Genomic DNA, 18,929 nt, shown 5'->3' on the forward strand with positions numbered 1-18,929 from the left:
AGGCCGCCATGAGCCGTGATAGCCGTTACCTGGAATCCATCCTCCACCACGACATCCCACTCACCCGGGAAATGGGCCTCAGGGTGCTCGACTTGCAACACGACCAACTGCAACTGCACCTGCCCTTGCAAGCCAATATCAACCACAAGAGCACCATGTTCGGCGGCAGCCTCTACTGCGGCGCGGTGCTGGCGGGTTGGGGTTGGCTGCACCTGAAGCTGCGTGAAGCCGGGATTGAAGACGGGCACATCGTGATTCAAGAAGGGCAGATCAGCTACCCACTGCCGGTGACCCAGGACGCGACAGCCATTTGCGCGGCGCCGGATGAAAAGATTTGGAAGCGCTTCGTGGCGACCTATCAGCGCTATGGGCGGGCGCGGTTGGCGCTGGAGACGTGGATTGTGAATGAGGGCAGTGCAGAGCGTGCCGTCGTCTTTACCGGCCAATACGTCCTGCATCGCTAGCAGCCATGACAAAAAACAACTGTGGGAGCGGGCTTGCCTGCGATAGCGGTGGATCAGCCAATACCTGTATGACTGACACTCCGCCATCGCGGGAAAGCCCGCTCCCACATTTTGCTCTGCAGTGGCCTTAAGATCTGGCCAGGGTCAACAGCCGCTCACGCCACGCCGCCTTGGCCGGCAACGCCAGAAAGAACGGGTTCAGCAACGACTCCCGCGCCGGGTAACTGAACGGCTTGCCATTCAACTCCAATACTTCACCCCCAGCTCCTTCCAATACACCCTGGGCCGCTGCGGTATCCCACTGCGAGGTCGGCGCCAGGCGCGGATAACAATCGGCACTGCCCTCGGCTAATAAGCAAAACTTCAAGGAGCTGCCGATATTCGCCAGTTTCAACTCGCCCAAGCCTTCACTGAGGCCATTGAGCAGGCGCTCCTGCTCAGGGCTGGTATGACGACGGCTGGCCACCACCGTAAAGGCCTCACCCGAGGCCGGAGCCTGGCGTACTTGAATCTGCTTGGGCGCTGCATTGACGTCCGACCGCCAAGCCCCCAGGCCCGCGCCGCCGAAGTAGCAACGGCCAGTGGTCGGTATCGACACCACGCCGAACACCACGCGGCCCTGTTCGATCAATGCAATATTGACGGTGAACTCTTCACTGCCAGAAATGAATTCCTTGGTGCCATCCAGAGGGTCCACCAACCACCAACGCTGCCAGCCGGCACGCACGCTCTGATCGATATCGGCGTCCTCTTCAGACAGCACTGGAATGCTTGGGTCCAGCGCGGTGAGGCCTGCGAGAATGAGATGATGGGCAGCCAGGTCGGCAGCCGTCACGGGAGAATCATCCGCCTTGGACGTCACGGCTACCTCGGCAAGCCAGTACGGCAGGATGGCTTCACCCGCCTGCCGAGCCAGTTCAATGACCGGTGCGATAAACGGGTGGCCTAAAAACAGTTCGCTCATGCGGTGAACGCTCCACGCTGGGTCAACAGGTCTCTCACCAGATACAGCGCAGCCAGGGCGCGACCTTCGCTGAACTGCTCGTTTTGCGCCAGCGCCGACAGCTCACGCAGGTTGACCCGGTCTACCCGCATTGGTTCGGGCTCATCACCTTCAAGACGCTCTTCGTAGAGATCGGTAGCCAACACCACCTGGATCTTCTGGCTCATATAGCCGGGCGACAATGACAGCTCGGTGATGTGCTCCAACTGCCGTGCACCGTAGCCGGCCTCTTCCTTGAGTTCGCGGTCTGCCGCTGCAAGCACGTCTTCGCCGGGCTCGATCAGGCCTTTGGGCAACGACAATTCATATTCGTCAGTGCCGCCGCAGTATTCTTCCACCAGCACTGCATGATCTTCATCGATCATCGCCACAATCATCACGGCGCCATAGCCCGTGCCACGCCCGACAAGACGCTCATAGGTCCGCTCAACGCCATTGGAAAAGCGCAATTGCACTTCCTCCACGCGGAACAAACGGCTACTGGCGACTATTTCGCGGGCGAGGACAGTGGGTTTCTGGCGCATAAACGGCTCCTTGGCGTGATCGGGTTACTATACCGTGGCTTTTCCGATTGTCTGTGTCGGATATTTTTACTTACATGAGACCCCACCATGCCCTCTCTGCCCTGGCACGCCATCGACACCGTCCTGCTGGACATGGACGGCACCCTGCTCGACCTGCATTACGACAACCACTTCTGGATGGAACACCTGCCGCAACGCTATGCCGACCTGCACGGCGTAAGCCGAGCCATGGCCGAGATGGAGTTGCAGCCACTGTTCGAGCGTAACGCCGGACAGTTGCAATGGTATTGCCTGGATTTCTGGAGCGCCGAGCTCAAGATCCCGGTGCGCGAACTCAAGTTGGAAACCGCCCACCTGATTGCCCTGCGTCCGGATGCCGATACCTTCCTGGCGGCGATCAAACAGGCCGGCAAGCGCGTGATCATGATCACCAACGCTCATCGTGATTCGCTGTCATTGAAGTTGGAGCGCATTGAACTGGCGCCGTATTTCGAGCGATTGATCAGCTCTCACGACTACGGTTTCCCCAAGGAAAACCCGCAATTTTGGGAGGCCTTACAAGCGGATATCCACTTTGACCCGGCCCGTAGCCTGTTTATAGATGACACTTTGCCGATCCTGCGCAGTGCCCGGGATTTCGGCGTGGGACATTTACTGGCAGTGAAAGAACCTGATAGCAAAAAAGGCTCAAAGGACACCGCAGAATTTGCGGCCGTCGGGGATTATCGAGAACTCATCGCCGGGCTTATGTAGGAGCGAGCTTGCTCGCGAAAAACGTCAACGATAACGCGTGCTTCCTGGATAAACGCGGTGCCTGTGAGTTTTTCGCGAGCAAGCTCGCTCCTACAAAAGGGCGAGCTTGCTCATTTTATCCTGCGTATTACTCAGGGATGCGCAGTGTTTGACCTGGGTAGATCTTGTCCGGGTGCGACAACAGTGGCTTGTTAGCCTCGAAAATCTTGTTGTACTTATTCGCGTCGCCGTAGACCGTTTTAGAGATTGCGCTGAGAGTGTCACCGCTTTTCACAACAACAAAGCGTGAAGCCACCACGACTGGACCACTGACAGTAATCTGGTCATCCACACTTGCCACGCCGGCAATGTTGCCCAGCGCCAACAGGATCTTTTCTTTCTCTTCCTGCGTGGCCACTTCACCGGTCACTGTGACCTTGTCGCCATCCACCGTGGTTTGCACGTTTGGATTACCCAGGCCCACCTTGCTCACATGCTCCTTCAACTGCTCACTAGCGTTCGCATTACCCGGCGTCAACAGGTCGACAATCTTTTCGCCGGCTTCTTTGATAAAGCTAAAAATACTCATGGTGCGCTCTCCTTGGGATTTAATTTCCAGATGCCCAAGACTAGACCAGTCCTGCCGACTTGGGTTCCAGACTGGCTAAAGACTCAAAAGTATCGCAATCACCCCTGCCTGGAATAAGCCCAACTAAAACGCGGGTGAACCTTGATCGACGCCCTCTATCAATAGATCAATACAGGCGATTAGACGCGACCCTTTGTCGCGCCTAGTCTAATCACTGATCAATCCGCCGGTGGTACTGCCCCATGAACGCCAAGCGCCCTCACTGCGCGGCGCCCGCTCTCGAATCGACCGCGCCCGTCGCCAGCCAGAGCTATCACTATTGCAATCTTGAACACACTGAATTCGCCAGCACTGCGCTGGCCGAAGAGGTGGCGTTGGCGATTGCCTATAACGATATCAGCCAGGCGGTGATGCTGGTGACGCCTACGGACCTGGAAGACTTCATTGTAGGTTTCAGCCTAGGCAGCGGCATTATCACCGACGTTAACGACATTTATGACCTGAAAATCAGCGGTTCAGGCGCAGCCCAGTACGCCCAGGTACAGGTTTCCAGCCGTGCGTTCTGGAACCTCAAGCAGCAACGCCGCCAATTGGCGGGCACCAGCGGCTGCGGCCTGTGTGGCGTGGAAGCGGTAGAGCAAGCATTGCCCGACCTCCAGGTACTGCCCGGCGCGCCCTTGCCGCCGGCGCAGTGGCTCGACGGCCTGCGCCAGCGTATCAGCGCATTCCAACCCCTGGGCCAGCACAGCGGCGCCGTGCATGCGGCGGTTTTTATGAACAGCCAGGGCGAATTGCTGATGGGTCGCGAAGACATCGGCCGGCATAACGCCCTGGATAAACTGATTGGCGCGTTGATCCGCCAAAAGATTCCGACCGACGGCGGCCTGGCGATTGTTACCAGCCGCTGCAGCCTCGAATTGATTCAGAAAGTCTTGCGCGCGGGCATCCAGACCCTGGTCAGCCTGTCGTCGCCCACCGGCCTAGCCCTGCAATGGGCACGCCGGCACAACCTCAACCTCATCCACCTGCCGCAAAAAAGCGCGCCACGGGTCTATAGCCCTGCGATGGAGCACCAGCCATGAGCCTTCACCACCAAGCCGACCAGACCCCCACCCCACGCTACAAGCCCTATAAAGGCCCAGCCGGTGGCTGGGGCGCCCTGATCAGTGTGGCGCAAGCCTGGCTGACCAGTGACAACGCCCTCAAAAACCTGCGCATGATGCTCAAGACCAATCAGAACGGCGGCTTCGACTGCCCGGGCTGCGCCTGGGGCGACTCGCCGGAAAGCGGCATGGTCAAGTTCTGCGAAAACGGCGCCAAGGCGGTCAACTGGGAAGCCACCAAGCGCCGTGTCGATGCGGCCTTCTTCGCCAAGCACAGCGTCACGGCGTTGCTGGAGCAAAGTGACTACTGGCTGGAGTATCAGGGCCGCCTGACGGAGCCCATGCGCTATGACGCCGAGAGCGATCGCTACCTGCCCATCAGTTGGGATGCAGCGTTCGATCTGATCGGCAAGCACCTCAACGCGCTGCCCAGCCCGAACATGGCCGAGTTCTACACCTCGGGCCGCGCCAGCAACGAAGCCGCCTACCTGTACCAGTTGTTCGTACGCGCCTTTGGCACCAACAACTTCCCGGACTGCTCGAACATGTGCCACGAAGCCAGCGGCGTAGCCCTGGCGCAGAGTGTCGGCGTGGGCAAAGGTACCGTAACCTTTGATGACTTCGAACATGCCGATGCCATTTTCGTCTGGGGCCAGAACCCCGGCACCAACCACCCACGCATGCTCGAGCCGTTGCGCGAAGCGGTGAAACGCGGCGCTCAGGTGGTGTGTATCAACCCGCTGAAAGAGCGCGGACTGGAGCGCTTCCAGCACCCGCAACATCCGCTGGAAATGCTCACCAACGGCGACAAGCCGACCAACACCGCCTACTTCCGCCCGGCGCTGGGTGGCGATATGGCTATCTTGCGTGGCATGGCCAAGTTCCTGCTGCTGTGGGAACGCCAAGCCCTGGCCGAAGGCAAGGAAGCGGTGTTCGACCACGACTTCCTCAATGAGCACACTGCCAACGTCCTGGAATACCTGGGTCAGATCGACGACACCTCGTGGGAGGAGATCGTCGAGCAGTCCGGCCTGACCTTGGTGGAGATCGAGCAAGCGGCACGCATGTACGCCAAAGGCAAGAATGTAATCATGTGCTGGGCGATGGGGATTACCCAGCACCGCCACTCGGTGCCGACCATCCAGGAAATCGCCAACCTGATGCTGCTGCGCGGCAATATCGGCCGCCCAGGTGCCGGGCTGTGCCCGGTGCGTGGCCACAGTAACGTACAGGGCGACCGCACCATGGGCATCAACGAACGCCCACCGGTGGCGTTTCTGGACGCGCTGGAGCGTCGTTTCCAGTTCCAGGTGCCTCGCGACAATGGCCATAACGTGGTGGAAGCGATTCACGCCATGCTTGAAGGCCGCTCCAAAGTCTTTATCGGCCTGGGCGGCAACTTTGCCCAAGCCACGCCAGACAGCACGCGTACCTTTGAAGCGCTGCGAAATTGCGACCTGACCGTGCAGATCAGCACCAAGCTCAACCGCAGCCACCTGATGCACGGTAAAGATGCGTTGATCCTGCCGTGCCTGGGCCGCACCGACATAGACATCCAGGCCGACGGCCCGCAAGCGGTGACGGTGGAAGACTCGTTCAGCATGGTCCACGGCTCCAACGGCCAACTGCAACCGCTGTCGAAACTGATGAAGTCCGAGCCGGCGATCCTGGCGGGCATTGCTGCCGCCACCCTGGGCAGCAAGCCCGTGGATTGGAACTGGCTGGTGGCCGACTACGGGCGCATCCGCGACCTGATCGCCGACACCATCCCAGGCTTCAAGGACTTCAACGAGAAGATCAAACATCCAGGCGGCTTCTATCTGGGCAACTCCGCCGGCGCACGCCGCTGGAACACTCCATCAGGTCGAGCCAACTTCCGCCCGAACATCTTGCCTAAAGACCTGATCCACGAGCGCACCCACGCCACGGGCCGAGTGCCGGACCTGATCATGCAGTCAATGCGCTCCCATGATCAGTACAACACCACCATCTACGGCCTGGACGACCGTTATCGCGGGGTCAAAGGCCAGCGTGACGTGCTGTTCGTCAACGAAGCCGACATCATCCGCCTGGGCTTCAAGCCGGGGCAGAAGGCAGACATCGTGTCGCTGTGGGAAGACGGCCGTGAGCGCCGCGTGAAGGGCTTTACGCTGCTGGCATTTGATATTCCGGCGGGGCAGGCGGCGGCTTACTACCCGGAAGTGAACCCATTGGTGCCATTGGAAAGCACTGGCGATGGTAGCCATACGCCAACGTCCAAGTTTGTTGCGATTCGCTTGGAAGCGGCGAGTGACAATGGGTTGATCATGGCGCGCTCGGCCTGACTTGATCCGAGATATGTGTTGCTTGAACTACCGCTTTCGCGGATAAGCCCGCTCCCACACTGGGATGGGTTCACCATTGGGACTGTGTGGACCGATCGAATGTGGGAGCGGGCTTGCCCGCGAGAGGCCAGCACAAGCAACACACATTCGGCAGGCACAAAAAAAGGCCGCTTTTGCATAAAAGCGGCCCTTCCGAAGTAGCTAAAGACCCGTAAAAACGACTTAAGTTCCCCATACAAAACAGCAACTTAGCAAATTGTATACAACCTCTGCCGCCGGTCGGATTTCGATTGTCAGCGCCTCGATACAACCTCAGGATCGCGCCGTCATCCCTTGAGGTTTCCCTGAATGAAGTTCTCCTCGATTCTCTTGTTGTCCCTTGGCCTGGTCAGTGGCGCAGCCATGGCAGGCGGCACCACCGAAGCCGGTGTAGGCGGCGCATTGGGTGGGGTACTAGGTTCTGTTGTCGGCCAGCAGTTGGGCGGCAACACCGGTTCGACCATTGGCGCGGCCCTGGGCGGCGCAGGCGGTAGTGCAGTCGGCGCCGACAAACGTAGCCGTGGCGAAGCCGCCATTGGTGGCGCACTGGGCGCAGCCGGCGGTAACGTCGTAGGGCGCAGCGTTGGCGGCAGCACCGGCGCACTGATCGGCTCCGCAGCCGGCGGTGGCGCGGGCGGCGCGCTAGGCAACTACATGGGTAACGAAAGTGATCGCGACAGCCGCCATTACCGCGATCGCGACCGTGATGATCGTCGCTACTACCGCGATGGCCACCCAGGTCGCGGCCATGCCTATGGGCATCGCAAGAACAAGCATCGTTATCGCGACTGATAAACCCGCGCTCCGACGAACACATCCGATGTGGGAGCCGGGCTTGCCCGCGATAGCAGTGAAACAGGTTTAGACGTACTGCCTGATACTGCGCCATCGCGGGCAAGCCCGGCTCCCACATTTGGTCTGTATTGCTTGTAGGTGCGTCAAACCAGCAGCCGCTGCATCGCTTCGCGCAACATTGCCGGAATCGGCACTGGCTGGTTCGAGGCTCGGTCCACAAACACATGGACAAAGCGCCCCGCCGCACACGCCTCCTGCTCGCCCGCCTTGAATACTGCCAGCTCATACTGCACCGAACTATTGCCCAGCTTGCCTACCCGCAGGCCGATTTCAATGCGCTCGGGAAAAGCAATCGAGGCGAAGTAATCGCAGGCGGAACTCACCACAAACCCCACCACCTCACCGTCATGAATATCCAGCCCGCCCTGTTCGATCAGGTAAGTATTAACGGCTGTATCGAAGAAGCTGTAGTAAGTGACGTTATTCACATGGCCGTAGGCATCGTTGTCGTGCCAACGCGTGGTGATCGGTTGGAAGTGGCGGTAATCGTCGCGCACAGGCGTTGAGTCAGGCATCGGCAAGTCTCATCAAAGTTGATCCAATTGAGCATGGGCCCAGTCGCGCACCTCGGCGTAGGGGTAGTCTTCCAGCGCAGCAAAACCGGGAATGCCCCGCGCCTTCAACTTGGTAAACAACGGTACGCTGATACCGCCAAGGAACCGCGTCAAACGCTCCGCATTCGGCAAGTGCCCCGTGTGCTCATGATGCCTGTGGATAAAATCACCGCACAGCCCCATAAAGTTTTTATCCACAAGCGGCGGCAGGCTCGGCGGCGCCGGCAGATGGGCGACCTGGCCGTGGCATACCGAACAATGCCCGCAACGCCGGGGCGCATTATCATCACCAAAGTAGTGCGCCAGACGTTGCCCCAGGCAGTGGTCGGTGGCGAACAGGTCGAGCATGGCGTGAATCCGCGCGACCTCCGTCACCTCATGCTGCTTGAAGCCTGTGTATAACTCGGCGCTTAACGCGTGGGGGTCGAAATGGGTGTCGAGCAAACTGTAGACCTCAGTCATCTGCTTGCTTTCGAGCTCGATCAGGCCCTGCTCCTGAAAATAATCCAGTGCCTTCACCACCCGACTACGCTCGGCATTGTGCTGTTGATAAAGCGCATCGAAATCGACCGTCGCCCAGGTTTTAGCGCGCTTGCACACCTGGATGATCGCCGCGACAAACTGCTGCCGCTCGCCGGTAAAACGCGCCAGCAAGGCCTCGGGCTCGATCAGGTATTTGAAACGGTATTCCGCATAAAACGCATAGCGCGGCGCGATCACGCCCTTGAGCTCCAACTGCACCAGGAGCGTCTTGAGCGGCAACTCGCGAATATTGCTGTGGTCCGACAGCGACCTGAGCAGGAACTCCCACTGCCCTTCACTACGCGCGGCCTGCAACTCCTCCAGTACGCGCAAAATGCCTTGCTGCTCCGGCGTATCACCGTACACGAAGTTTTCCAGCACATTGAGGCTGTCGCGGTTGGCCAACACCAGGCAATCCGACGGCTGCCCGTCACGCCCTGCGCGGCCGATTTCCTGGCTGTAGTTCTCGATGGACTTGGGCAGGTCGAAGTGCACGACATTGCGGATGTCACTCTTGTCGATGCCCATGCCAAACGCGATGGTTGCGACAATGCAATTGGAACGCCCGCCCATGAAACGCTGCTGGATACCTTCGCGTTTTTCATGGGGCAGCCCCGCGTGATACGCCTCGGCCTGAATGCCGTGGCGGTTCAGATGCTCGGCAATCTGCTCGGCGGTTTTCTGCAAGGTGACGTAGACGATACTCGGCTGGTTGGCCCGCGCTTTCATCCACTCCACCAGCCTGCGGCGCTTGTCATGGCCGCTGACTGGTTCCACCAGCAGGTTGAGGTTGGGCCGATAGAAGCCCGTGGTCACTACATCTTCGGCAGCAATGGCGAACTTGGCCTGCATGTCAGCGATCACCTTGGGCGTGGCCGTGGCCGTCAGCAACAGCGCCTGAGGGATGTTGAACTGGCGCTGGTAGTCCGGCAGCTTCAAATAATCCGGACGGAAGTTGTGGCCCCATTCGGAGATACAGTGCGCCTCGTCTACCACCAGCAACGAGATCTGCACGCTGTTCAGGAAATTACGGAAACGCTCGTTCTTCAAACGCTCCACGGAAATCATCAGAATCTTGAGCTCGCCCGATCGCGCACGGGCCATTACATCATTGGCCTCATCACGGCTCTGGGCCGAGTCGATACTGCCCGCCGAAATGCCATGGCGCTGCAGGAAACCCAATTGGTCCTGCATCAACGCCAGCAACGGCGACACCACCAGCGTCAGGTGCGGCAGCAACACGGCCGACAACTGGTAACACAAGGATTTGCCCGAGCCCGTAGGGAAAATGGCGGCGGCAGATCGCCCAGCCAGCACGGCGCTGACCGTCTCTTCCTGGCCCAAGCGAAAGTGTGGGTAACCAAAGACCTGCTGGAGGGTGTCGTGCATAAGGCTGTCACTCCATTGACCGCTGAGTTGGCTCAAAAACATAGCCCGGGAATCTCAGCGAATCGAGAAAGGTCGCAAGGAAAAAAGAGACAGGATGATACACAGGGGGAGGGATGGCTCAGGGCCGAAGTGGGAGTTTTCTGAGAAAGTAACAGGAAGCAGCAGATTAAAAATGTGGGAGCTGGCAAACCCTCCCCCACATTTCACAACCGAGCTACTGCTGAATCAGCGGTTCTGCACCCGCTCGATCGCAGTGTCATACACCGGGTTGGCCTTTTGCTCCTTGGCCAACTGGTAATGACGCAGCGCATCCGGGAACTGCCCGGCCGCTTCGTAGATGCGTGCAATGTTGTAGTAAGCACCGGCGCGCACAGTCGCGGCATTGGTACCGGTGGCCAGGGCGATAGCCTTGCGGTTGGCCCAGATCGACTCCGCGGTATTGCCGGCTTTCTGATACGCCAGGCCAAGGTTGCCGTAAGCCTTGCCGAAGCTGTTATCCAGCTCGATGGCTTGACGGAAGAAGTCGATGGCCTGATCCAGGTTACCGGCCTGGTAGGCCGCTTCGCCCTTGAGGTTCAGCTTCTTCGCATCGGCCTGTGCCGACGTGCTCGCCGTCACGGCAGTGACGGCCACACTGTCGTCCAGCAACGGCTTGACCTCGTTGAGTACATCTTCGGCGCCAACTCTCACGCCGGTGAAGGTGTTGATGTCCTGGAAGTCGCCACTGCCGGTCATGCGGAACACAGTCCACAGGTTGCCCGTGCGGTTCTGCGGCACATAGTAGGTGCGTACCAGGGATTGCCCCATGTACACGAACACCTTGGCCTCACTGTTGGACAACTCGCTGGAGGTGGGAGAGCCGCTGTTGGAATAGTCGTGCACGGCATAGACGTAGCTTTCGCCGTAATGCTTTTTCTGCAGGGTGATGGTCTCCGGGCCATAGCTATCGGTGTCATCCACGTCCAGTTCGGCGTCGGTGCCCTTTTTATTGTTGAAGAAGATGTTATTGCCGGGGAAGATCATATGGGAGTCGAGGTCGCGCGGAGCCTTGCCCCAGGTCAACACCACACGCAGGCCGTCGAGATTTTCCATCACCGGGCTGATGGCATAGGTCATGCCTTTGCACGGGCACTTCACCACCAGGTTGGAATAGCCAGGCTTCTTGATGATCAGCAGGTTGCTGGCATCGTCAGCCGCTTCACTGGTCAGCGTCACCTGGCCTTGCGCGTTGGTACGGCCCACCACGTTCTGCGCGCCGTTACGTTGCAGCAGCACTTCGGCATCGGCGATTTTCTGGTCCTTGACCACCGCGCTGAGCACTTCAATCGGCAACTGCTCGGCCTGGGCAGAAAACGCCACCGCACACAAAGATATCGCCGAGGCGACACGAAGCAAACCCATGCTTAACTCCCTTTAAGTAGTGGGCGGAATCGCCCTACAAGATTTTGCGGTGAAACATACGCTGAAATGAGCTCGCTGGCAGATTTTTTATACAAGTTGTGACGGGCGCTTTATCCCGCCTACCGAGCTACGCATTGCGCTACATTCAAGCCTTGCTCCCCAAGAGGACGCAGCGATGAGCGAACTGACGTTTGAGCAAAAACAGGATCACTATCACAAGATCCGGCGTTCCAATTACTTGGCCAGCCTGCGCCTGGAAGGGTTGGATACCCAACCGACCGACGTCGACAAACCCCTGCCGACACGCGAAGCCGTCCTTGCCAAGTACCGCAACACCTCTAGCTGATGCTCGACAAATACGGGGTGGGCCAGGCCCCATACTGCTACCCCGGTAGCAGCACTCTGCGCAACCGCCTCCATTTGCTCGATGAGGCACGCCTGCACCAGGCCGAGCGGGAATTATCCGAAATCGCCGTAGGCAACCTTCCACTCTTTCCGCCGCCCTACGACCTTGATCGCCTGTCACCCGCTTCTCATCGACACTCAAGCATCAGCCAAAGACATCCAATCCGCCGCCCACCAGCGTATCCGCGCCGTCAGCGACTGATTGGAAACTTTCTCTTGCCTGACCTTCGAACACGCTGACTTCAAAGACATTTCCCACATCATTAATGCGCTGTACCTGCTCGTTCAGGACGGCCGTGATTTGTTGGAAGCCACGCAACACATTCAGCTGCAACCTGAACAAGCGCAAGTCTAAGCAACACCTGTGTAGGAGCGAGCTTGCTCGCGAAAATCGCCAACGATGACGCGGTAAATCAGAAAAAACGCGGCGCCCTTGAGTTTTTCGCGAGCAAGCTCGCTCCTACACTGATCAGCTTTACCCATTACATCGTTGCAAGCCATAAATGCCGGAGGCTTTTGTAAGACACCGCCAAACGTCACGCCATCCATTTCCCAAACTGCTTCAAATACCCGTTCAACCCTCTATACCAGTTACGCGTAGCCGACTGAACATAACCTCCTATCAACTGTCTCGGAAAAAACCGTGAACATCGAAAGGACTCAATATATCGGCCACTATGGCATCACTTTCACGGTAATTCGACTCATCGTGATGCTAAACAATCGACAAGAGCTAGCCACACTTTGCTTGCTGGAAGCAAAAGCTTCAGCGATAGGGGTCCGCTTGCGGCTTCAGAAGTTGTACGAAAAGATGCTTGCCCGAGATCTACCCTGCGTCATGACAGTGGCCGTCTCAAAGCCACTGACCAGGAAGCAGGCAGATAGCTTGAACAATCGGAACAACCTCATAAAAGAAATCATTTCTGGCGCAGTTGCAGCCCCTGTCGGGATCATATCCAGTAAAGCAGAATCGATAGTCGAGAACGCTATCAGCGATTTGATTTCTCGCAGGATCCGCAACTTTCACAGCGCAGACATCGTCATTGGCCTGGATGCTCAGGTCAGCGGTGGCATAGGCCCGCAGCGCTCAAGCGTCTCAATGCATGTGTACTCCAGATGAACTTTAGTCAATGGCTTTACCTACAAACAGCGCTATTGTTCGCTCTCCATCTACTGCTGTATTACAAAATCACTGACGGCACGTTAAGAACGCGTTTCGCCGTTACCTTCATCGTAACGGGACTGCTTCTGTTGTTCTGGTTACCCTACATCGCCATTGTCCTGAACATTCAACTTCTTCCCCTGGCCTTGTTCTTGATAGGCTTGGCTCTCTTCGTCACGCGAAACAAATACCGCCTGCAACGTAAAAGGCCCCCTCACCCACTCCTACGCACCCCCACTATGAACCTGGCCCCCAACTTCCCCGAAGACCCTGTCATGCAGCAGCTCCTGCAATTGCTGCATGAAGAAATCGGCTTGCCAACACACAAGACCATTGGCTTGCACACCTCACTGAACTTCGACCTCGGGTGCGATGGTGCTGAGGCCAAGCAATTCATGGAGGCGCTGGAGCAGGATTTTGGTGTCGACCTGAGCGACTACGACGCTTATCGTTACTTCCAGCCGCCGGTGTTCGACGTGTTCCTGAAGCGTCGCGCCAAAGGCCGTGGTGACAAAATTCCGCTGACCATCGGCATGCTCTACCTGGCGATCAAGACCCACCGCTGGGACACGCAGACGCTGGAAAACCTGAGCTGAATCCAATGAAGGATTTTTTGTAGGAGCGAGCTTGCTCGCGAAAAACTCACAGGCGCCGCGTTCATTCAGCAAGCACGCGTTATCGTTGACGTTTTTCGCGAGCAAGCTCGCTCCTACAGTATTAGGGCAAGCCTGCTCCCACACTGGATCTGCGCTAATCTGGCGAGCCGTATAAATAACAAGGACCTTACATGGACGTAACAATGGGCCTGCTGGCCGCCCTGCTCTGGGGCGGCACGGACTTTCTGGTGGGCCTCAACGCCCGAGCCGTTGGCGTTAAACGCGCGGTGTATTTCGGCCAAGCCCTCGGTTTTTTGATCATGACCCTCCTGCTGGTCATTTTCCCAGCCTTCCTTTTCAAATCCCTTGATGCACCGTTAAGCGTTTGGCTCCTGGGCGTCGCCGCCGCTCTGCTGACGGTGTCCGGCGCCCTTGCGCTGTCCAAAGCCTTTGCCTTGGGCAAAGCGGCCATCGTCGCGCCATTGGTGACGTCCTATGGGGTCGTGACCACCTTGCTGTCCTGGGCCAGCGGTGAACACATCAGCCTGATACAACTGGGCTGCATCGCCCTGTGCGTGATCGGCGTTTTGCTGTCCAGCATTCACAAGGACAACGGTACGCCTCACAACAACCCGCGCCTGTCCATTGCCTACGCCATGTTCGCCGCAACCTTGTACGGCACCAGTTTCTGGCTGCAAGGCCGCTACACACTGCCAGCGCTGGGGCCAATCACCATGTTGTGGCTGGGTTACCTGGTAGGCCTGTGCGTGCTGGTGGTGATGGTGCTGAAGATCAAGGATGGCCTGAAGATCCCGCCACTGAAAAACTGCGCGACGTTGACCGGAGCGAGCTTGATGAACCTCGGCGGTTTCTCGGCGTTTTCGTGGGGCGCAATGGCCGGCTCGGTGTCGGTGGTGACGGTGATCAGTACGCTCTCTGGAGGGATCGCGGCGATCCTGGGGTTTGTATTTTTCAAGGAGCGGTTGTCAGCGGTGCAGGTGACAGGCGTCGTACTGGTGCTGGTCGGTGCAGTGGTACTGCATATCGCCGGCTAACGTCGCGCACAAAAAAGCCGCCTACTTAAGAGGCGGCTTTTTTACAACCAGCGAATCTTACAACTTAGGACCCGCCGCCTTGATCGCATCGCTGACTTCAAACTTCTTGAAATTCTCGATGAACAGGCCAGCCAGCGCCTTCGCTGCTTCGTCGTAGGCAGCCTTGTCAGCCCAGGTGTTGCGTGGGTTCAACAGGCCGGTTTCAACGCCCGGTACGGCCAATGGCACGTCGAGGTTGATGGTGTCCAGGTGTTCGGTTTGCGCACCGATCAACGCACCGCTCTGGATCGCTGCAATCACGCCGCGAGTGGTCGGAATGTTGAAGCGTTTACCAACGCCGTAACCGCCGCCGGTCCAGCCGGTGTTGACCAGGTAGACCTTGGAGCCGAAACCACGGATACGCTTGATCAGAAGCTCTGCGTATTCGCCAGCCGGGCGTGGGAAGAACGGCGCGCCGAAGCAGGTGGAGAAGGTCGACTTGATGCCGCTGCCCGAACCCATTTCGGTCGAGCCCACCAGAGCGGTGTAGCCGGACAGGAAGTGGTAGGCCGCCTGTTCTTCGCTGAGGATCGACACAGGCGGCAGTACGCCAGTCAGGTCGCAAGTCAGGAAGATCACCGCGTTTGGCTCGCCGCCCAGGTTCTTCTCGGAACGCTTGGCAACGTGCTCCAGCGGGTAGGCGGCACGGCTGTTCTGGGTCAGGCTGACATCGGCGTAGTCGGCGTGCTTGGCCTCGTCGATCACGACGTTTTCCAGCACCGCGCCATGCTTGATGGCTTTCCAGATAACCGGCTCGTTCTTCTCGGACAAGTCGATGCACTTGGCATAGCAACCGCCTTCGATGTTGAACACCACGCCTTCGCCCCAGCCGTGCTCGTCGTCACCGATCAGGTAACGGCTTTCGTCGGCGGACAGGGTGGTCTTGCCAGTGCCGGACAGGCCGAAGAACAGGGTCACGTCGCCTGCTTCGCCGATGTTGGCGGCGCAGTGCATCGGCAGCACGTCGGCAGCCGGCAGCAGGAAGTTCTGCACCGAGAACATGGCTTTTTTCATTTCACCGGCGTAACGCATGCCGGCAATCAGTACTTTTTTCTGGGCGAAGTTGAGGATCACGCAACCGTCGGAGTTAGTGCCGTCACGCTCTGGCACGCACTCGAAGTTGGCCACGTTGAGCACTTGCCACTCTTCACGACCGGCCGGGTTGTACTGGGCCGGGTTGATGAACAGGCAACGACCGAACAGGTTCTGCCAGGCAGTCTGGGTGGTCATTTTCACGGCCAGGTAGTGGTCTTCTGCAGCCCCTACGTGAACATGGGAAACGAAATGCTCTTGCGCGTTATTGAACGCCTCGACGCGAGCCCACAGGGCATCGAACTTGTCAGCCGGGAACTTGCGGTTGATCGGGCCCCAGGCAATGGCGTCCTGGGTGGACGGCTCTTCAACGATGAAACGGTCAACCGGCGAACGACCGGTGCGGTGACCGGTTTCTACGACCAGCGCGCCAGTATCGGCAAGCACGCCTTCACCGCGCTGCAGGGCTTCTTTGACCAGATCGTCAACACTCAGATCGGTGTATACGGCGTTATTGGCTTGCGTCATGAGGTTCCCCGTCGGCCTATGGCCGAGTGCTCCAAACGTTTTGTAGTAGAAAGTTGCGCACTACTACCGCGAAAAAAGTGGGCCGGATTATGCCAGAAAAGCCCAAAAAGAGTAGGGCCCTCCCGTCAGAACACCTCTAATCCGGCGTTTGTCAGGTGATTTACCTGTGCTTAAACGTTTTAGTGGCGGGTGTCGGAAGGGGTGTCGCTGCCTGCGCCGGCGAACAATTGCGCTACATCAGCCGCGTCGAACAGGTAGCGCTGGTTGCAGAACTGGCAGTCGATCTCGATATGGCCGCCATGTTCCACCACCAGATTTTGCGCATCTTCCAGGCCCAGGCTGACCAGCGCGTTACCGGAACGCTCGCGCGAGCAACTGCAGTGAAAATGCAGGCCCTGTGCGTCGAACAGGCGCACGGCCTCTTCGTGGTAGAGGCGGTGCAGGATGGTTTCGTTGTCCAGGCCCAGCAGTTCTTCGGCCTTCAAGGTGTCGGCCAAGGCGATGATATGCCGCCAGCTTTCGGCACGATCATCCTCATCCTTGATGCGATCGGCCGGCAGTTGTTGCACCAGCAAACCACGGGCGCGCTTGCCGTCGGCGTTAAGCCAGAACTTGGTGCCCACTTGCTGGGACATAACGAAGTAGTTGGTGAAGCATTCCGACAGGGTCTGGCCGTCGAGGTCGACAATACCCTGGTACCGCTGGCCTTCAGTCGGGTCGACAGTCAGTGCCAGGACGCCGTTGGGCATCAGGTCGGCCAAGGTGGCATCTGCGGCAATCTGGTCAGCCTCGTAACGGGCCAGGCCACGGATCTCGCGCTCGCTCGAGCACTCGATCATCAACATGGGCACTGGCCCTTCGGAACGAGCCTGCAAGATCAGCAAACCGTCGAACTTCATGGTGCCCACCAGCAGCGCCGCGGCGGCCATCAACTCGCCGAGCAATTGCGCGACCGGCTCCGGATAGGCGTGTTTGGCAAGGACTTCGGCATAGCTGAGCTCCAACGAAACCATCTCGCCGCGGGCATCGCTCTCATCGAAGATGAAGCGTTGGGTGAAGTCGGTATCCGGTAGATCAGTCATAGGTCTGGGTATCTGAAGTGATGACAAAATGATTACAAGGTTTATAAAATTAAACGCTTTAGCACCATCTTGGTGCGACTTCTCCTGAATTCAAGGAGCTGAATAGAGCGATGAGGGACAGTTTATGAACAATCCGGGTTTGTTCCAAGCCAACTGGAACCTCCGGCGATGGGCTCTTTGCAATCTACTCGCTATCGGACTGCTGTGTTTTTGGCTGTGGCCCACGGGCCAGATGCTCTGTGTGATTTTCGACGAGTGGCTGTTTCATCTGCTCAATGGCCCATTGGCCACGAACTCGACCTGGCTACATGTGTGGGCCGTGGCCAGCCTGCGGCCGTTTGATGCAGTGGTCGGCGTGATTTTGCTGGCGCTGTTGATCCGCGGCGACTGGGTGTTCAAGGCCGTACAGGTGCGCCAGGCGTTTTTTGGCTTCCTCGGCATTCTGCTGCTATTGCTGTTTATCCGCATGCTGTTCTCAAAACTCGCGGCGCACATGGGCTGGCAGCACAGTAGCCCGTCGATGGTCATCAGCGGCGCGATTCAAATGAGCGACTTTTTCCCAGGGTTGGAGAAAACCTGGGAATTGAAGGACCGCTCGAGCCAGAGCTTCCCCGGCGACCATGCTTCGGTGCTATTGATCTGGGCGATGTTCATGAGCGTGTTCGCCCGGCGCATCGGCCAGGTGCTGGTGATCTGGGGCCTGGCGCTGCTGTTCATGATGCCGCGGCTGGTAGCCGGCGCGCACTGGGGCCAGGACGATTATATCGGTGGCGTACTGCTGGCGCTGTTGGCGCTGGGGTGGGGGTATTACACGCCGTTTGCGGCGAAGGTGTCGGGCGCTTTGTTGCGGATGACGGCGCCGCTTTTCGGGCTACTGAGCAAGTTGCCCGTTATTGGGCGGTTGAGTGTCATGCGCACAACTCCGTAACCCCCAGGGCTACTAAAAGTGGGAGCGGGCTTGCTCGCGAACGCGGGGTGTCAATCAATGCATCTGTGCCTGACCCACCGTATTCGCGGGCAAGCCCGCTTCCACATTTGATCGAGTTTGCATGGGCGACTCGTGCAATCAATCGTCATTGCCGCTGCCGCGAAACTTGAACAGATCGCGGCGCTGCTTCTTGCTCGGCTTGCCGTCAGTGGTCAGGCCTGAAGCCCCTGCCTTGCGCATGGCCGCAGCGTTTTCGCGCTTGGCGATGCTGGCTTCGGTCTCGGCATACAGTGCCTGCGCTTCAGGCGCGCCCCGGCGGACGATGGAAAGCGCCTGTACTACGATGGTTTTTTCATCAAAGCCTGTACGAATCTGAAACTCGTCGCCGACGCGCGGCTCCTTTCCCGGCTTGCAGCGCTCGCCGCGATGATGCACCTTGCCGCTCTCGATAGCGGCCTTGGCCAGAGCGCGGGTCTTGTAGAACCGCGCTGCCCACAACCACTTGTCCAGCCGGACCTTCTCTTCCTCTTCCTGCTTTTGAGCCACTTGAATTCCTCGCTCTGAAAAATGTCGCAACTTTACCGTTGAAACCCTTCGACGCAT

General features: G+C 58.4%; 20 protein-coding genes and 2 pseudogenes. 12 read left to right on the forward strand and 10 right to left on the reverse strand.

The features are described from left to right. Nucleotides 1-8 precede the first annotated feature (8 nt). Nucleotides 9-464 carry a thioesterase domain-containing protein gene (locus HU730_RS11790; protein WP_186526726.1) on the forward strand — a complete coding sequence of 152 codons (456 nt, stop codon included), beginning with the start codon at nucleotides 9-11 and terminating at the stop codon, nucleotides 462-464. Nucleotides 465-591: 127 nt separating this feature from the next. Here the strand turns inward: HU730_RS11790 and cysQ are convergent, their stop codons facing one another. Together cysQ and nudE are read right to left on the reverse strand one after the other, a co-directional pair. Next, on the reverse strand, nucleotides 592-1,428 hold the full coding sequence (gene cysQ, locus HU730_RS11795; protein WP_186526725.1) for a 3'(2'),5'-bisphosphate nucleotidase CysQ: 837 nt from the start codon (nucleotides 1,426-1,428) through the stop codon (nucleotides 592-594). Then, entirely contained in the window at nucleotides 1,425-1,991 is a 567-nt protein-coding gene (gene nudE, locus HU730_RS11800) for an ADP compounds hydrolase NudE (RefSeq protein ID WP_014716485.1), read from the reverse strand. The genes cysQ and nudE overlap by 4 nt, the downstream gene beginning before the upstream one ends. An 87-nt stretch (nucleotides 1,992-2,078) precedes the next feature. On the opposite strand from nudE, the gene yrfG reads away from it, so the two are divergent. Beyond that, entirely contained in the window at nucleotides 2,079-2,744 is a 666-nt protein-coding gene (gene yrfG / locus HU730_RS11805) for a GMP/IMP nucleotidase (protein WP_186526724.1), read from the forward strand. Nucleotides 2,745-2,871: 127 nt separating this feature from the next. Here yrfG and lysM read toward each other — a convergent pair whose 3' ends face one another. Next, the gene (lysM, locus tag HU730_RS11810) at nucleotides 2,872-3,312 is read right to left on the reverse strand and encodes a peptidoglycan-binding protein LysM (protein ID WP_032894105.1); all 441 of its coding nucleotides are present in this window, start codon (nucleotides 3,310-3,312) and stop codon (nucleotides 2,872-2,874) included. A gap of 242 nt (nucleotides 3,313-3,554) precedes the next feature. Between lysM and fdhD the strand changes: the two genes are divergently transcribed. From fdhD to HU730_RS11825, 3 genes are all read left to right on the forward strand, one after another. After that, nucleotides 3,555-4,394, forward strand: a complete 840-nt coding sequence (gene fdhD / locus HU730_RS11815) for a formate dehydrogenase accessory sulfurtransferase FdhD (RefSeq protein ID WP_089042069.1) — start codon at nucleotides 3,555-3,557, stop codon at nucleotides 4,392-4,394. Further along, on the forward strand, nucleotides 4,391-6,739 hold the full coding sequence (locus HU730_RS11820; RefSeq protein ID WP_186526723.1) for an FdhF/YdeP family oxidoreductase: 2,349 nt from the start codon (nucleotides 4,391-4,393) through the stop codon (nucleotides 6,737-6,739). Before fdhD ends, HU730_RS11820 begins: the two co-directional genes overlap by 4 nt. Before the next feature lie 348 nt (nucleotides 6,740-7,087). Beyond that, the gene (locus HU730_RS11825) at nucleotides 7,088-7,570 is read left to right on the forward strand and encodes a YMGG-like glycine zipper-containing protein (protein ID WP_034125502.1); all 483 of its coding nucleotides are present in this window, start codon (nucleotides 7,088-7,090) and stop codon (nucleotides 7,568-7,570) included. Between the two features lie 146 nt (nucleotides 7,571-7,716). Here HU730_RS11825 and HU730_RS11830 read toward each other — a convergent pair whose 3' ends face one another. The 3 genes from HU730_RS11830 to HU730_RS11840 all read right to left on the reverse strand — a co-directional run bounded on the left by HU730_RS11830 (nucleotide 7,717) and on the right by HU730_RS11840 (nucleotide 11,499). Continuing rightward, on the reverse strand, nucleotides 7,717-8,148 hold the full coding sequence (locus HU730_RS11830; protein WP_186526722.1) for a thioesterase family protein: 432 nt from the start codon (nucleotides 8,146-8,148) through the stop codon (nucleotides 7,717-7,719). 12 nt (nucleotides 8,149-8,160) lie between these two features. Next, nucleotides 8,161-10,098 (reverse strand): RecQ family ATP-dependent DNA helicase, encoded by a 1,938-nt coding sequence (locus tag HU730_RS11835; RefSeq protein WP_054920256.1) that lies wholly within the window; start codon nucleotides 10,096-10,098, stop codon nucleotides 8,161-8,163. A gap of 225 nt (nucleotides 10,099-10,323) precedes the next feature. Next, nucleotides 10,324-11,499 carry a tetratricopeptide repeat protein gene (locus HU730_RS11840; RefSeq protein ID WP_186526721.1) on the reverse strand — a complete coding sequence of 392 codons (1,176 nt, stop codon included), beginning with the start codon at nucleotides 11,497-11,499 and terminating at the stop codon, nucleotides 10,324-10,326. 175 nt (nucleotides 11,500-11,674) lie between these two features. Between HU730_RS11840 and HU730_RS11845 the strand changes: the two genes are divergently transcribed. From HU730_RS11845 to HU730_RS26700, 3 genes and pseudogenes are all read left to right on the forward strand, one after another. Then, the gene (locus tag HU730_RS11845; protein ID WP_186526720.1) at nucleotides 11,675-11,845 is read left to right on the forward strand and encodes a YhfG family protein; all 171 of its coding nucleotides are present in this window, start codon (nucleotides 11,675-11,677) and stop codon (nucleotides 11,843-11,845) included. Further along, nucleotides 11,845-12,021, forward strand: a pseudogene (locus tag HU730_RS26695) (cell filamentation protein Fic); the annotation flags it as partial. The gene HU730_RS11845 and the pseudogene HU730_RS26695, both read left to right, overlap by 1 nt. Next, nucleotides 12,011-12,259: pseudogene (locus tag HU730_RS26700) on the forward strand (hypothetical protein). The pseudogenes HU730_RS26695 and HU730_RS26700, both read left to right, overlap by 11 nt. Here HU730_RS26700 and HU730_RS26925 read toward each other — a convergent pair. Beyond that, a complete protein-coding gene (locus tag HU730_RS26925) occupies nucleotides 12,256-12,453 on the reverse strand; it encodes a hypothetical protein (protein WP_089042063.1) in 198 nt (65 codons plus the stop codon). The pseudogene HU730_RS26700 and the gene HU730_RS26925 sit on opposite strands and share 4 nt — an antisense overlap. Nucleotides 12,454-12,547: 94 nt before the next feature. Here HU730_RS26925 and HU730_RS11860 point away from each other — a divergent pair, with 94 nt between their 5' ends. From HU730_RS11860 to HU730_RS11870, 3 genes are all read left to right on the forward strand, one after another. Further along, nucleotides 12,548-13,024 (forward strand): hypothetical protein, encoded by a 477-nt coding sequence (locus HU730_RS11860; protein WP_186526718.1) that lies wholly within the window; start codon nucleotides 12,548-12,550, stop codon nucleotides 13,022-13,024. Between the two features lie 281 nt (nucleotides 13,025-13,305). Then, entirely contained in the window at nucleotides 13,306-13,662 is a 357-nt protein-coding gene (locus tag HU730_RS11865) for a DUF1493 family protein (RefSeq protein WP_186526717.1), read from the forward strand. A 191-nt stretch (nucleotides 13,663-13,853) separates the two neighbouring features. Further along, nucleotides 13,854-14,717 (forward strand): EamA family transporter, encoded by an 864-nt coding sequence (locus tag HU730_RS11870; RefSeq protein WP_254914072.1) that lies wholly within the window; start codon nucleotides 13,854-13,856, stop codon nucleotides 14,715-14,717. 57 nt (nucleotides 14,718-14,774) lie between these two features. Here the strand turns inward: HU730_RS11870 and HU730_RS11875 are convergent, their stop codons facing one another. Continuing rightward, entirely contained in the window at nucleotides 14,775-16,316 is a 1,542-nt protein-coding gene (locus tag HU730_RS11875) for a phosphoenolpyruvate carboxykinase (protein WP_005783824.1), read from the reverse strand. Between the two features lie 179 nt (nucleotides 16,317-16,495). Further along, complete coding sequence (gene hslO, locus HU730_RS11880) at nucleotides 16,496-17,398, reverse strand: Hsp33 family molecular chaperone HslO (protein ID WP_054920269.1); 903 nt, start codon at nucleotides 17,396-17,398, stop codon at nucleotides 16,496-16,498. A gap of 124 nt (nucleotides 17,399-17,522) precedes the next feature. Here hslO and HU730_RS11885 point away from each other — a divergent pair, with 124 nt between their 5' ends. Further along, complete coding sequence (locus HU730_RS11885; protein ID WP_034125497.1) at nucleotides 17,523-18,326, forward strand: phosphatase PAP2 family protein; 804 nt, start codon at nucleotides 17,523-17,525, stop codon at nucleotides 18,324-18,326. A 138-nt stretch (nucleotides 18,327-18,464) separates the two neighbouring features. Here HU730_RS11885 and HU730_RS11890 read toward each other — a convergent pair whose 3' ends face one another. After that, nucleotides 18,465-18,872, reverse strand: coding sequence for a S4 domain-containing protein (locus HU730_RS11890; protein WP_003236026.1), 408 nt, complete (start codon nucleotides 18,870-18,872; stop codon nucleotides 18,465-18,467). Between the last annotated feature and the right edge of the window lie 57 nt (nucleotides 18,873-18,929).

Source organism: Pseudomonas sp. SWRI22 (assembly GCF_014268395.2).
Classification (GTDB): domain Bacteria; phylum Pseudomonadota; class Gammaproteobacteria; order Pseudomonadales; family Pseudomonadaceae; genus Aquipseudomonas; species Aquipseudomonas paracarnis.

Bases quoted from the DNA above. Each gene is read 5' to 3' on its own strand.
- HU730_RS11790 (WP_186526726.1), top strand. From the start codon at position 9: ATGAGCCGTGATAGCCGTTACCTGGAATCCATCCTCCACCACGACATC.
- cysQ (WP_186526725.1), bottom strand. From the start codon at position 1,428: ATGAGCGAACTGTTTTTAGGCCACCCGTTTATCGCACCGGTCATTGAA.
- nudE (WP_014716485.1), bottom strand. From the start codon at position 1,991: ATGCGCCAGAAACCCACTGTCCTCGCCCGCGAAATAGTCGCCAGTAGC.
- yrfG (WP_186526724.1), top strand. From the start codon at position 2,079: ATGCCCTCTCTGCCCTGGCACGCCATCGACACCGTCCTGCTGGACATG.
- lysM (WP_032894105.1), bottom strand. From the start codon at position 3,312: ATGAGTATTTTTAGCTTTATCAAAGAAGCCGGCGAAAAGATTGTCGAC.
- fdhD (WP_089042069.1), top strand. From the start codon at position 3,555: ATGAACGCCAAGCGCCCTCACTGCGCGGCGCCCGCTCTCGAATCGACC.
- HU730_RS11820 (WP_186526723.1), top strand. From the start codon at position 4,391: ATGAGCCTTCACCACCAAGCCGACCAGACCCCCACCCCACGCTACAAG.
- HU730_RS11825 (WP_034125502.1), top strand. From the start codon at position 7,088: ATGAAGTTCTCCTCGATTCTCTTGTTGTCCCTTGGCCTGGTCAGTGGC.
- HU730_RS11830 (WP_186526722.1), bottom strand. From the start codon at position 8,148: ATGCCTGACTCAACGCCTGTGCGCGACGATTACCGCCACTTCCAACCG.
- HU730_RS11835 (WP_054920256.1), bottom strand. From the start codon at position 10,098: ATGCACGACACCCTCCAGCAGGTCTTTGGTTACCCACACTTTCGCTTG.
- HU730_RS11840 (WP_186526721.1), bottom strand. From the start codon at position 11,499: ATGGGTTTGCTTCGTGTCGCCTCGGCGATATCTTTGTGTGCGGTGGCG.
- HU730_RS11845 (WP_186526720.1), top strand. From the start codon at position 11,675: ATGAGCGAACTGACGTTTGAGCAAAAACAGGATCACTATCACAAGATC.
- HU730_RS26925 (WP_089042063.1), bottom strand. From the start codon at position 12,453: ATGGATGGCGTGACGTTTGGCGGTGTCTTACAAAAGCCTCCGGCATTT.
- HU730_RS11865 (WP_186526717.1), top strand. From the start codon at position 13,306: ATGAACCTGGCCCCCAACTTCCCCGAAGACCCTGTCATGCAGCAGCTC.
- HU730_RS11870 (WP_254914072.1), top strand. From the start codon at position 13,854: ATGGACGTAACAATGGGCCTGCTGGCCGCCCTGCTCTGGGGCGGCACG.
- HU730_RS11875 (WP_005783824.1), bottom strand. From the start codon at position 16,316: ATGACGCAAGCCAATAACGCCGTATACACCGATCTGAGTGTTGACGAT.
- hslO (WP_054920269.1), bottom strand. From the start codon at position 17,398: ATGACTGATCTACCGGATACCGACTTCACCCAACGCTTCATCTTCGAT.
- HU730_RS11885 (WP_034125497.1), top strand. From the start codon at position 17,523: ATGAACAATCCGGGTTTGTTCCAAGCCAACTGGAACCTCCGGCGATGG.